The following is a 12,352-nucleotide window of genomic DNA, read 5'->3' as shown; positions in this document are numbered from 1 at the left end:
ATTTCCGCGCCCGCTCAGGGGCCTGCCCGGTCCGTCACCCGCACACGCATTATGACCGCTGACGGCGGCGCTGCGGACCACCCCGGCCGCGAGGCCCCGGGCCGGACGCGGCCACGTGTTTCCGGGGAACGAAACACGCGAGGGATAGGCTCGAAACGTGGCACAGCTGAGAATCGCACTGGCCCAGGTCGATCCCACCGTAGGGGACCTGGAGGGCAACGGTCGACTGGTCGTGGAGTCCGCCCGGGCCGCCGCCGACGACGGCGCCCACCTGGTGGTACTGCCGGAGATGATGGTCACCGGTTACCCGGTCGAGGACCTGGCGCTGCGCGGCTCGTTCGTGTCGGCGTCGATCCGCGCCACCCGGGCCCTGGCCGCCGAACTGGACCGCGAGGGTCTGGGGGAGCTACCGGTCGTGGTGGGATTCCTCTCCCGTGGGGAGGGGCCGGGGGAGCGGTTCGGCCGGCCCTCGGGCAGTCCGCGCAACGCGGTCGCCGTGCTGCACCGGGGGCGCATGGCGGTCACCTCCGCCAAGTACCACCTGCCCAACTACGGGGTCTTCGACGAGTTCCGCAACTTCGTCCCCGGCGACACCCTGCCGGTGGTGCGGGTCCGCGGTGTGGACGTCGCCCTGGTGGTGTGCGAGGACCTGTGGCGCGACCGCGGCCCGGTCACGGCCGCCCGCGCGGCCGGGGTGGGCCTGCTGGTCTCGCTCAACGGTTCCCCCTACGAGCGGCACAAGGACGACACGCGCCTGGAGCTGTGCCGGCGCCGGGCCCGGGAGGTCGGCGCGACCCTGGCCTACGTCAACATGGTCGGTGGCCAGGACGACCTGGTCTTCGACGGCGACTCCCTGGTGGTGGACGCCGAGGGCGAACCGGTGGCCCGTGCGCCCCGGTTCGCCGAGACCCTGCTGGTGACCGACCTCGACCTGCCGGCCGCGGGCGCGGATCCCCTGCGGCCGGAGGCCCCCGACGGCACCGTGGTGGACGGTCTGCGGATCACCCGTCACCTGCTCTCCGAGGATCCGGTCCCCGCCTACGAACCCCGTCCCGCCACGGTCACCCCGCGCCCGGACCCGCTCTCGGACATCGGCGACGTGTACAGGGCCCTCGTGCTGGGGTTGCGCGACTACGTCACCAAGAACGGGTTCGACTCGGTGATCCTCGGGATCTCCGGGGGGATCGACTCCGCGCTCACCGCCGCCGTCGCGGTGGACGCCCTCGGCCCCGAACGGGTGCACGGGGTGCTCCTGCCCGGTGCGTACTCCAGCGGGCACTCGATCACCGACGCCGAGGAGCTGGCCCACCGGCAGGGCTTCACCGCCCGTACCGTCGCCATCGCACCGGTGGTGGAGGCGTTCGAGGCGGCCGCCGCCTCCGTCGACGCCCCGCTGGGCGGACTGGCGGCGGAGAACCTCCAGGCCCGGGTACGCGGCACACTGCTCATGGCACTGTCCAACCAGGAGGGCCACCTGGTGCTGGCCACCGGCAACAAGAGCGAGGCCGCGACCGGATACTCCACGCTCTACGGTGACTCCGCGGGCGGGTTCGCGCCCATCAAGGACTGCTGGAAGACCCTGGTCTGGGAGTTGGCGCGGTGGCGCAACGCCGAGGCCGGCCGGCTCGGGCGGGTACCGCCGATCCCGGAGTCCTCCATCACCAAGCCGCCCAGCGCGGAGTTGCGCCCCGACCAGCTCGACGCCGACTCCCTGCCCGACTACGCGGTGCTGGACGCGGTGCTGGACGCCTACGTGGGCACCGACCTGGGGGAGGCGGAGCTGATCCTGGCCGGGCACGACCCCGCGTTGGTGCGCAAGGTGATCCGTCTGGTGGACCGGGCCGAGTACAAGCGTCGCCAGTCCGCCCCGGGGACCAAGATCAGTGCCCGGAACCTGGGCCGGGACCGCCGACTCCCCATCACCGTCCGCTGGAGGGTGTGAGGGGCCCGGACGGTCCCGGCACCGGACGGCTCACGTCGTCCCGGACGAGGCGCGACGGAACAGCGTGTAGTCGCTCCCGTCCTTCAGGATGGTGCCGCTCACCCGGGTGAAGGCGGTCGGGTCGAACGCGGCGCCCTCGAAGAAGGTCTTCCCGGACCCGGCCACGACCGGGTAGCGCTTGATCATGAGCGCGTCGATCTCCGGCAGCAGGACCCCGGCGATGGACGGGCCGCCGACCAGGCAGACGCCCAGGTCGGAGTCCTCCTCCTTGAGCCGTCGGACCGTGCCGAGGGGGTCCTCGGACACGATCGTCACGTCGGGGTCCAGGTCGGCGGGCAGGGTGCGCGAGAACACGTACTCCCGCAGGTGCGCGTAGGGGCGGGTCACCCCCACGTCCAGCGCGACCTGGTAGGAGCCGCGCCCCTGCACCATGGTGTCGAAGTGCCGGTGCGGCGCGTCCACCCCGAGGTGCGTGCGCACGTGGGTGGGCAGCAGTTCCGGGTACTCGTCGACGTGGAACGCGCCGCCCTCCCCGAGTTCACCGTCGCCGTCACCGTTGGGAAAGAAGTCGAAGGAACCGTCGGGTCCGCACACGTAGCCGTCGAGCGAGACCGCGACGAAGTAGGTGAGGTCGCGCATGGATCTCCCGGGGGTGTGTTCGTGGTCGGCTGACCACTATGGTTGAAGTACTACGGATAAAGTACTCCAGGCGTAGTGGTTTGCCAAGTCGATTGTAGAAGAGGGGAAAGGCCATGGTCAGGAACCCGGAGCGGCGTGCCGCGCTGTTGGACGCCGCCATCGAGACGCTCGCCGAGGAGGGGGCGCGCGGGCTCACCTTCAGGGCGGTCGACACCCGGGCCGCCGTGCCCGCCGGCACCGCCTCGAACTACTTCACCGACCGCGGCGATCTGCTCGCCCAGGCCGGTGGGCGCACCTACGAGCGCTTCATGCCCGAGCAGGCCGAGTGGGACGACGTGCTGACCGGCCCCCGGGACCGGGCCAGACTCGCCGAGATCATGCGCGCCACGGTCCGGCGCCTGGTCGCCGACCCCCACGTCCACCTGGCCACCCTCGAACTGCAGTTGGAGGCCACCCGGAGACCCGCTCTGCGAGCGGACATGACCGCCCGCGTGCGCGCCGACCTCGAGGCCAACGTCGCCTTCCACGACCAGGTGGGCATGCCCGGTGGCCGCGACACCGTGCTGGTCCTCTATCTGGCCCTGAACGCGCTGGTCACCGATCACCTCACCCTGCCCGGCGTCCTGGCCCCCGAGGGCGACCTGGACGCCCTGGTCGACCGCGTGGTGCACCGCCTGGACCTCGACGACTGAGCCCCGGGCCCCGCCCCGCGCCTCGTGGGCGGTCGCGGTGCCGCGGCACCTTCCGGCGCCGCCCGTCCTGCTGCTGCCCCCTTCCGTGCGGGCCGTTCGACGCAGTGCCGCGGGGTCTCGACGTGGAACACGGGTCCGTCCCCTCCTGGCGGCGGCCGACCCTCGGCCGCTCCGGTCTCCACCATCGCCCTGACGAACCCGGCCGGGCGCCGGGCGGGAGCCCGATTCCCCGGATGACGCGGCCGAGGGGGCGGGGCCGTCGCCTGAGAAGGGCGATCACGGGCCTAAGGAACATTCAGGGCGGGGTGGAGTCGGGGCGAAGCGGACGGGGGCGTGTCACCTGGCGCCCCCGTGGCCTCACCCGTAGTTGTCTGTTCCTGTCACGCAGTGAACATGGGGAGGCGTGGGATGACTCTGATCGCTTTCGGGAGCGCCGCCGGCCGGGCCGGGGCGCCAAGGGCCGGCCGTGCGGTCGTCGGCGCGGTCACCGGGGTGGCGGCCGTGGCGCTCTTGGCCGTTCCCGCCTCGGCGGATCGTGCGGGGGATCGTTCGATCCTCGCCGATGGCGGCGCCGACACGGCGCTCGTGGGACTCTCCCTGTCCGGGTCCGCGCAGCCGTCCGCGCCGGGGGAGGAGATCGTCTACCGGGCGACGGTGGCCAACGACGGCGAGGAGGCGATCGAGAACGGTCTGCTCGCCCAGCACGTGCCCGAACCCCTGGAAGTGGTGGAGCTCGGTCAGGGCGGGGTGCTGGAGGAAGGGGTCGCCAACTGGCGGGTCGACGTCCCCGCGGGCGGAGAGGCGGAGTACACCGTGCGGGTCAGGTTGCCCGAGAGTGCGCCGGAGGAGGAGCGGGCGGTGAGCACGGCCTGTCTGTTGCTGGACCGGGACGCCGAGCCCGCGGCCTGCGCGAGTGACACGCTCCTGGTCGCGGAGTCGACGATGCTCTCCCGCATGGGGGAGGTGGTCGACCGTGAGGGTGTGCTGCGCGCGGTGGGCGTCGGTGCCTTGATGCTGTTGGTGTGGCTGCTGTGGCGACAGTGGGGTGTACGCCGGCGCGGCTGACCCCGCGAGGCGTGCGGCGGAGTGTCCGTTTTGTTACGTCAGAGCGTCAGAAAGACGAGATCAAGAACTACAGCGCGTAGTAGTGTGTCGACATGGACTTTCTCTACTCCGCGCTCGTCTTCCTGCACATGATCGGCCTGGCCGGCATCCTCGCCGGTGTCCTGATGCAGCTGATGACCGACAACGTCAAGGCCACCAAGGTCCTGCTGCACAGCTCCCTGCTCCAGTTCGTCACGGGGCTGCTCCTGGTCGGTGTGGCCGAGATGGCCGATCTCACCGACCTCGACCACGTCAAGATCGCGGTCAAGCTGATCGTCTCCCTGTCCGTGGTCGTGCTGGGCGTGCTCAACCTGCGCAAGCCGGCGAAGAACCTGGCGATCATCGCCGGGGTGCTCGCCATCGTCAACATCGCGGTGGCCGTCTTCTGGTGATCCCCTGAGGCGCCGTGTTCCCCACGACCCCGCCCGTGAGGGGTCGTTCCGCCGGTGGCGGGTCGGAGTGCTCCGGCCCGCCACCGGCTTTTTCGCGCCCGCGGCGCGAGGTCCGGTGTCGCCTTTCAGAAAACTTGCAGACTCTTTCGTAGAGGTCAGTCCTCAAAGGCTGTTCAGGAGCAGGAAACACCCGGTTCACATGGCCTCGTTCTCGTGTTACCTTCATCACTCCTACGCAAACTCTTGCAGAATCTGCAAGGGATTGGCGGTGGGGCAGTGTGGCCCCGTCGCGGAACCTCCCCCCAAGGAGCGCACATGAGAACACCCCGACTCGGCGCCCTCGCCGGAGCCGCGGTGCTGGGAGCCGGCCTGCTAGCGGTTCCCGGTCCGTCGGTCTCCTCGGACGGACCGATCGTCACCCCCGTCGCCGCGGCCGAGAGCACCGGCGACACCATCGTCCACCTGTTCCAGTGGAACTGGGACTCCGTCGCCACCGAGTGCGCCGACTTCCTCGGTCCCCAGGGCTACGGAGGCGTCCAGGTCTCCCCGCCCCAGGAGCACATCGTCGTCCCGCACGCGGAGGGCGGCGACCACCCCTGGTGGCAGGACTACCAGCCGGTCTCCTACAGCATCGACAACACCCGGCGGGGCACCGCCGAGGACTTCGAGGACATGGTCGCCACCTGCGCCGACAACGGTGTCCGTATCTACGTCGACGCGGTGATCAACCACATGACCGGCCCCCTGCAGGCCGACCTGCCCGGCAGCGCCGGCACCGAGTGGGAGCAGTACGAGTACCCCGACCTCTTCGGTGACGGTGAGGCCTCCTACACCCGCGACGACTTCGGGCCCTGCTACGAGGAGATCACGAACTGGGACGACAAGGAGGAGGTGCAGAACTGCCAGCTCCTCGGTCTGTCCGACCTGAACACCGGTGACCCGCACGTGCGGGACCAGATCGTGCGCTACCTCAACGGGCTGGTCGCCCTGGGCGTGGGCGGCTTCCGGGTGGATGCCTCCAAGCACGTCCCCGAGGACGACATGGGGGCCATCATCGGCGCCCTGGACGAGGTGCCCGGCTTCGGCGGCGCCCCGCACGTCTTCCACGAGGTCTACGGGGACCAGACGATCCCCTACACCGCCTACACGCCCTACGGTCAGGTCACCAACTTCGACTACAAGCGCGACGTCGCCTCGCGCTTCGCCGACGGGAACATCGCCGACCTCACCTCGATGCCCGACCACGGCGCCCTCACCTCCGACGAGTCGGTGGTCTTCATCGACAACCACGACACCCAGCGCTACGAGCCCACGCTCACCTACGTGGACGGCGACCGCTACCACCTCGCCACCGCGTTCATGCTCGCCCACCCCTACGGCACGCCCGTGGTGATGTCGAGCTACGACTTCCGGGGCAACGACGCCGAGGGGCCGCCCAGCGTCGGTGAGGTCGACGGCAACCCCGCCGGGTGGATCACCGCCGACAGCGACTGTTCCGACGGCGACTGGATCTGTGAGCACCGCGACGCGACCGTCAGCGGCATGGTCGGGTTCCGCAACGCCGTGAGCGGCGCCGACCTGACCGAGCGTGCCCGCGAGGGGTCCGCGCGGGTGGCCTTCGATCGCGGCACGGCCGGCTTCGCCGCCTTCAACGCCTCCGGTGCGAGCTGGACGGTCACCGCGTCCACCTCCCTGCCCGACGGCGAATACGACAACGCGGCCGGCCCCGGGGTCGCCACGGTCTCCGGTGGCGAGGTCTCCGCCACCGTTCCCGCCGACGGTGCCCTGGCACTGCACGTGGGCGGCGAATGCGCACAGGACTGCGGCGGCGACCCGGGGGAACCGGGGGAGCCCGGTGACACCCTCACCGCCACGGTCGAGACCGACCCCGGGCAGGAGGTCCACGTGGTCGGCTCCACCGCCGAGCTCGGGTCGTGGCAGCCCGCCGACGGGGTGGCGCTGACCACCGACGCGGACACCTACCCCGCGTGGACAGGCACCGTCCCCCTCGGATCCGACACCGCATGGAAACTCGTCAAGGTCGGTCCCGACGGCTCCGCCGAGTGGGAGCCCGGCGACGACCGGGTCGGTCCGGCCACCACGGTCACCTGGGGCGAGCGCTGACCCACGACCGTCGTTCGGGGCCGCGCCCCCGATCCGGCGCCCTTCGCCCCCTGGCGGGCGAGGGGCGCCCTCGTCTTTCTCCGGTCATCGCTCCGAGGCGTCCGCGACCGGTTCCGGGCAGGTGTCCCCGGGCTCCACGGTGAGTTCGTAGTGCCAGATCTCGTTGGCGAAGGTCTGGCACAACCCGAACTCCGATCCGTGCCGCGCGAACCAGTAGGCCGCGTCGGTGTACCCGACGTCCACGGCCTCGCCCCGCACGTGCGCCGACTCCTCCGGGGTGGCGACCCAACGCCCGGCCTCCTCCTCACCGCCGTACGTCCGGACGGCGTCCTCCCACAGTGAGGCCTGGTAACGCTCCGCCCGCCAACCGCCGGTCACCACCACCTCGATCCCCTGGTCCTCGGCCGCGGCCGCCGCCTCCCGCACCGCCGCGAGCAGGTCCGGGTCGAGTCGGTGCAGCGCCGGGGCGTCCGCGTCCGGCGCCAGCCCCTTCCCCTCGGGGACCAGACCGTCGGCCTCGTCCAGCGGGGAGAACAGGGACACCGGCGACCGTTCGGCCCCCGACGTTCCCTCCGGCCACGCGTCCCCGGTGGGCGCGCACGCCGCGGCCGTCACGGCGGACAGAAGAACGAAGGGGAGGGTGCGACGGAACCGGACGGGCTCGGGACACGAGGGGCGTGCGGACCTGTGGGACATCGGTGCGACTCCTGAGCGGTGGGGTGGGCGCGAGGGCCCGTCGAACCACACCAGGAGAGCAACGGGGGCGTGGAGGGACTGTTGCGCGTGACGCACACGTTTTCGCAACACGAGACCGACTACCGTCGGTCCCCCTCACCCGACCAGACCCAGGGGGAAGCCGGTGCGTGTGCTCATCGTCGAGGACGAGGTCTTCATGGCCGAGGCCCTGCAGTCCGGGCTCGCCCACGAAGCGATCACCGCCGATGTCGCCCTCGACGGCGACCAGGCCCTGGAACGGGTCGGTGTCCACGACTACGACGTGGTCGTGCTGGACCGGGACCTCCCCGGGACCCACGGGGACGACGTGTGCGCCGCCGTCACCCGCGACCACCCCGGCACCCGTGTGCTCATGCTCACCGCCGCCACGCGGCTGCGCGACAAGGTCGACGGGTTCTCCCTCGGCGCCGACGACTACCTCACTAAACCCTTCGACCTGGAGGAACTGGTGATGCGGTTGCGGGCGTTGGCCCGCAGACCGGCGGCGGCCGTCCCCCCGGTCCTGGTCCGTGGAGACCTGCGCCTGGACCCCTACCGGCGCGAGGCCCATCGGGGCCGGCGCCCCCTGCGTCTGCCGCGCAAGCAGTTCGCCGTCCTCGAACTGTTGATGCGCGCGGAAGGGGGCGTGGTCAGCGCCGAGACCCTGTTGGAGAAGGTCTGGGACGAGAACACCGACCCCTTCACCAGCGCGCCCCGGGTCACCGTCTCCCAACTCCGCAGGGTCCTGGGCACCCCCGACCCCATCGTCACCGTCCCCGGGGTCGGCTACCGCCTGGTCGAGGTGAGCGCGCGGTGAACACCCCCTCGCCGGCGGGGCCGGACCCTCGTCCACGCTCGCGCGGGCCCCGGGTGACCGCCCGAGCCCGCCTGGCCCTGAGCTACGCGCTCTTCCTCGTCGCCGCCGGCGTCGCCGTGCTCCTCGGTGTGTACGTCGTGCTGCGCTACGTCCCCGACTACCCGCTCACCACCTCCGACCCCTCGGTCCAGGGGGACCCGGTGGCGAGCCGCACGGAGATCCTCCAGGCCCTGCTGCGCATGTCCGGGGGCGTCCTGCTCTTCCTGGCCGTGGTCGGCACCGTCGGCGGATGGTTCCTCGCCGGATGGGTGCTGCGTCCCCTGCACCACCTCAACGACGCGGCGCGTGCCGCCGCCGAGGGCCGCTTGGACCACCGCATCCGCATGCGCGGCCGCAACGACGAGTTCCGGCAGCTCGCGGACTCCTTCGACCACATGTTGGAACGTCTGGACGACACCTTCGCCGCCCAGGAACGGTTCGCCGCCAACGCCTCGCACGAACTGCGCACACCGCTCGCGGTCACCGGGGCCATCCTCGACGCCGCCCGCCTCGACCCCGAGGGCCGGGACGTGCCCGAGGTCCTGGAACGGCTCCGCGCCACCAACGCGCGCGCCATCGGCCTCACCGAGTCGCTGCTGCGGCTGGCCGACGTCCAGGCGGTCCACACCGTCTCCACCCCCCTGGACCTGGCCCGGGAGGTGCGCGCGAGCGTCGACGAACACGCGGAGGAGGCGCTGCGGCGCGGACTGCGTCTGGAACATCGACTCGCGCCGGCGCCCGTGCGGGGCGACGCCGCCCTCTTGGCCGGGGTCGCGGACAACCTGGTGGACAACGCCCTGCGCCACAACGCCGACGCGGGGCACGTCCTGGTGACCACCGGGTACGACCCCGCCACCGGAGCGGTGTTCCTGCGTGTGGCCAACCCCGGGCGCGTGTACGGCGCGGCGGAGGCCGACCGGCTGCGCGAGCCCTTCCACCGCGCCGGCCGCACCCGGGACGGCGACGGTGCGCGCGGCTACGGGCTCGGGTTGGCCCTGGTCGACCGGGTGGCCCAGGTCCACCAGGGTCGGCTGGAGATCGTGCCGCGCGCGGGCGGTGGACTGGTCGTCACCGTCCACCTGCCCGCCTCACCCGAGGTGTGGAGGGCGCCGGCCGTCCACGACACCCGGGCTCAGTCGTCGTAGAAGACCCGTTCCATGATCGCCCGCGCCCTTCGCGTGGCCCGCAGGTACGCCTCGGTCAGCTGTTCCGCGGGCCCCACGGTCTCGGCGTCCTCGTCCTCGGAGTCGGCCCGATAACCCATGGCCTCGGCCAGGGCGGCCCGCACCCGCAGATCGGAGGGGAGCGAGTCGCCGCCCCGCCCGCGCACCAGCATCACCATGCCGCGCACCCGGGAGGCCGACCGCCAGGCCTGCTCCAGGACCGCGCCGTCGTCGGCGGCCAACAGTCCGTGCGCCACGGCCACCCGCAGCGCCTCCAGGGTTCCGGTCGTGCGCAGGTCCGCGAACTCGTGGGCGTGCCGCAACTGCAGGAGCTGGACCACCCACTCCACGTCCGACAGCCCACCGCGCCCCAGCTTCGTGTGCAGGGTCGGGTCCGCCCCGCGCGGCAGCCGTTCGGCCTCCATTCGCGCCTTGAGTTTGCGGATCTCCAACACCGAGGTCCCGTCGATCCCGCCCTCGGGGTACCGCAGTGGATCGATCAGGGCGGTGAAGGCCGCGCGCAGTTCCGGGTCGCCGGCGATCGGCCGGGCCCGCAGCAGCGCCTGGCTCTCCCACACCTGCGACCAACGGCCGTAGTAGGCCGCGTAGGAGTCCAGAGTGCGCACCACCGGACCGCTCTTGCCCTCCGGCCGCAGATCGGTGTCCACCTTCAACGGAGGCTCCGCCTGCGGCATCTCCAACAACCGGGCCAGTTCCCGCACGATCGACAGAGCCTGCTTGGTGGCGGCCCCCTTGTCCGCCCCCGGCATCGGGTCGTGCACGTACATCACGTCGGCGTCGCTGGCATAGGTGAGCTCACCCCCGCCGAACCGCCCCATCGCCACCACGCACACACGCGTGAGCTCCTCGCCGCCCGCCTCGGCCACCACCTTGGTGTAGGCGGCGCGCAGCGCGGCGTCGACGGTCACGGCGGCGATGTCGGTCAGCGCGCTCCCGACCTCCTCCACCGACGACACTTCGAGCAGGTCCGCCGCGGCCGTGCGCAACAGCTCCCGGCGGCGCAGGGCGCGGACCGCCGACACCGCCTCCTCAGGGGTGTCGTACCGGCGCAGGGCCGAGTCCGCCTCCGCCATGAGCGTCTCGGCCGGCCGACGGCGCAGGTCGGCGTCGTCGGCCAGTGTCGCCACCGAGTCGGGCGCGCGGACCAACAGCTCGGTCACGTAGCGGCTCGTGCCCAGCAACCACGCCATCCGCTCGGCCACGCGCACGTCGTCGCGCAACAGCCTCAGATACCACGGGGTGGTGCCGAGCGCCTCGCTGACCTGCCTGAACCCCAACAGGCCGGCGTCGGGATCGGGGGAATCGGCGAACCAGCCGAGCATCACCGGCAACAACGTGCGCTGGATGGCGGCGCGCCGCGACAGACCCGAGGTCAGCGACTCCAGGTGCCGCAGGGCCCCGCGAGGGTCGGCGAACCCGAGCGCGCCCAGCCGGTCGACGGCCTGCTCGGGGGAGAGGCGGGCCTCCTCGTCGGGCAGCTTGGCCACGGCGTTGAGGAGCGGCCGGTAGAACAACTTCTCGTGCAGGCGCCGCACCTCCGCCGACACCCGTTTGCGCGCCTCGGTGAGCTCCCGGACCGGGTCCCCGGTGAAACCCAGGGCCCGACCCAGGCCGCGCAACTGGGCGGGGCCGTCCTGGGTCTTGGGGTCGGGCATCAGATGGGTGCGGCGCAACCGCTCCAGCTGCAGCAGGTGCTCCATCCGGCGCAGGAAGCGGTAGGCCTCGGCGAGCCCCGCCGCGTCCTTGCGCCCCACGTACCCGAACTCCGACAGCGCGGTCAACGCCCGGAGGGTGTTGCCCGAACGCAGCCGTTCGTCGGTGCGTCCGTGCACCAGCTGGAGCAACTGCACGGAGAACTCGATGTCGCGCAGACCACCCGGACCGAGCTTCAGCTCCCGGTCGGTCTCGGCGGTGGGGATGTGCGCCACCACCCGCCGGCGCATCGCCTGTACGTCCTCCACGAAGTCCTTGCGGGCGGAGGCCTCCCAGACCATCGGCGTGATCGCCTCGGCGTAGGCGCGGCCCAGGTCGACGTCACCGGCGATGGGTCGCGCCTTGAGCAGCGCCTGGAACTCCCAGGTCTTGGCCCAACGCTCGTAGTAGGTGACATGACTGGACAGTGGCCGCACGAGCGGGCCGTTCTTGCCCTCGGGCCGCAGCGCGGGGTCGACCTCCCACAGGGTGCCCTCGGTGTCGGTCGCCGACGGGATCCGCATCATCGCCGCCGCCAACCGGGTCGCCGCGCGCAGGGCCTCCTGTTCGTCGGCGTCCCCGACCGGTTCGGCCACGAACACCACGTCCACGTCGCTGACGTAGTTGAGCTCACGACCGCCGCACTTGCCCATGCCGATCACGGCCAGTCGGCACAGCGCCGCGTCCTCGGGGGCCTCGCCCCGGGCCACCGCCAACGCCCCGTCCAGCAGGGAGGCGGCCAGGTCCGACAGCTCGGCGGCGACCTCCTCCACCGTGTTCACGGCGGTCAGGTCGCGTCCGGCCAGACGCAGCAGCCGCCGACGGTAGGCCACCCTGAGGGTGTGACGCAGCAGCTCCCACGGGTCGCCGCCCGCACCCTCGACCACCGCCGGATCGGCGACGGGCGCGGGGTCGTCGGGGCGGGCGCCCACGGTGTGCAGCAGACCGCGGCGCGGTTCCTCCGGTTGTGGGGTGCGCGCGGCGTCGGCCCCCCGCAGCTCGCGCCAGTCCTC

10 protein-coding genes are annotated in these 12,352 nt (G+C 72.0%); 7 read left to right on the top strand and 3 right to left on the bottom strand.

What is annotated here, in order from left to right:
• The first annotated feature begins 157 nt into the window (after positions 1–157).
• Positions 158–1,942, top strand: coding sequence for an NAD+ synthase (locus DSY14_RS10005; RefSeq protein ID WP_211716223.1), 1,785 nt, complete (start codon positions 158–160; stop codon positions 1,940–1,942).
• A 30-nt stretch (positions 1,943–1,972) separates the two neighbouring features.
• Here the strand turns inward: DSY14_RS10005 and DSY14_RS10000 are convergent, their stop codons facing one another.
• A complete protein-coding gene (locus tag DSY14_RS10000; protein ID WP_211716222.1) occupies positions 1,973–2,581 on the bottom strand; it encodes a dihydrofolate reductase family protein in 609 nt (202 codons plus the stop codon).
• A gap of 113 nt (positions 2,582–2,694) precedes the next feature.
• On the opposite strand from DSY14_RS10000, the gene DSY14_RS09995 reads away from it, so the two are divergent.
• The 4 genes from DSY14_RS09995 (at position 2,695) to DSY14_RS09980 (ending at position 6,893) form a co-directional block, all read left to right on the top strand.
• The gene (locus DSY14_RS09995; protein WP_211716221.1) at positions 2,695–3,273 is read left to right on the top strand and encodes a TetR/AcrR family transcriptional regulator; all 579 of its coding nucleotides are present in this window, start codon (positions 2,695–2,697) and stop codon (positions 3,271–3,273) included.
• Between the two features lie 408 nt (positions 3,274–3,681).
• Positions 3,682–4,338 (top strand): hypothetical protein, encoded by a 657-nt coding sequence (locus tag DSY14_RS09990; RefSeq protein WP_211716220.1) that lies wholly within the window; start codon positions 3,682–3,684, stop codon positions 4,336–4,338.
• A gap of 92 nt (positions 4,339–4,430) precedes the next feature.
• Positions 4,431–4,769, top strand: a complete 339-nt coding sequence (locus DSY14_RS09985; protein WP_211716219.1) for a hypothetical protein — start codon at positions 4,431–4,433, stop codon at positions 4,767–4,769.
• Positions 4,770–5,084: 315 nt separating this feature from the next.
• On the top strand, positions 5,085–6,893 hold the full coding sequence (locus DSY14_RS09980; protein ID WP_211716218.1) for a carbohydrate-binding module family 20 domain-containing protein: 1,809 nt from the start codon (positions 5,085–5,087) through the stop codon (positions 6,891–6,893).
• Positions 6,894–6,977: 84 nt separating this feature from the next.
• On the opposite strand, the gene DSY14_RS09975 is transcribed toward DSY14_RS09980, so the two are convergent.
• Positions 6,978–7,589, bottom strand: coding sequence for a M15 family metallopeptidase (locus DSY14_RS09975; RefSeq protein WP_211716217.1), 612 nt, complete (start codon positions 7,587–7,589; stop codon positions 6,978–6,980).
• A 163-nt stretch (positions 7,590–7,752) separates the two neighbouring features.
• Between DSY14_RS09975 and DSY14_RS09970 the strand changes: the two genes are divergently transcribed.
• The gene (locus DSY14_RS09970) at positions 7,753–8,424 is read left to right on the top strand and encodes a response regulator transcription factor (RefSeq protein WP_211716216.1); all 672 of its coding nucleotides are present in this window, start codon (positions 7,753–7,755) and stop codon (positions 8,422–8,424) included.
• 53 nt (positions 8,425–8,477) lie between these two features.
• A complete protein-coding gene (locus DSY14_RS09965) occupies positions 8,478–9,608 on the top strand; it encodes a HAMP domain-containing sensor histidine kinase (protein ID WP_307851181.1) in 1,131 nt (376 codons plus the stop codon).
• Here the strand turns inward: DSY14_RS09965 and DSY14_RS09960 are convergent.
• A partial coding sequence (locus DSY14_RS09960) for a bifunctional [glutamine synthetase] adenylyltransferase/[glutamine synthetase]-adenylyl-L-tyrosine phosphorylase (protein WP_211716214.1) occupies positions 9,596–12,352 on the bottom strand: 2,757 nt, incomplete at its 5' end. The two genes, DSY14_RS09965 and DSY14_RS09960, sit on opposite strands and share 13 nt — an antisense overlap.

It is taken from the genome of Nocardiopsis sp. MG754419, assembly GCF_018207095.1.
Classification (GTDB): Bacteria; Actinomycetota; Actinomycetes; order Streptosporangiales; family Streptosporangiaceae; genus Nocardiopsis.
Note: the sequence above shows the minus strand (reverse complement) of the source record. Positions and strands in the feature narration are given on the sequence as shown.

Excerpts from the sequence above, each read along its gene's own strand:
- DSY14_RS10000 (WP_211716222.1), bottom strand. The coding sequence starts at position 2,581 with ATGCGCGACCTCACCTACTTCGTCGCGGTCTCGCTCGACGGCTACGTG.
- DSY14_RS09995 (WP_211716221.1), top strand. The coding sequence starts at position 2,695 with ATGGTCAGGAACCCGGAGCGGCGTGCCGCGCTGTTGGACGCCGCCATC.
- DSY14_RS09990 (WP_211716220.1), top strand. The coding sequence starts at position 3,682 with ATGACTCTGATCGCTTTCGGGAGCGCCGCCGGCCGGGCCGGGGCGCCA.
- DSY14_RS09985 (WP_211716219.1), top strand. The coding sequence starts at position 4,431 with ATGGACTTTCTCTACTCCGCGCTCGTCTTCCTGCACATGATCGGCCTG.
- DSY14_RS09980 (WP_211716218.1), top strand. The coding sequence starts at position 5,085 with ATGAGAACACCCCGACTCGGCGCCCTCGCCGGAGCCGCGGTGCTGGGA.
- DSY14_RS09975 (WP_211716217.1), bottom strand. The coding sequence starts at position 7,589 with ATGTCCCACAGGTCCGCACGCCCCTCGTGTCCCGAGCCCGTCCGGTTC.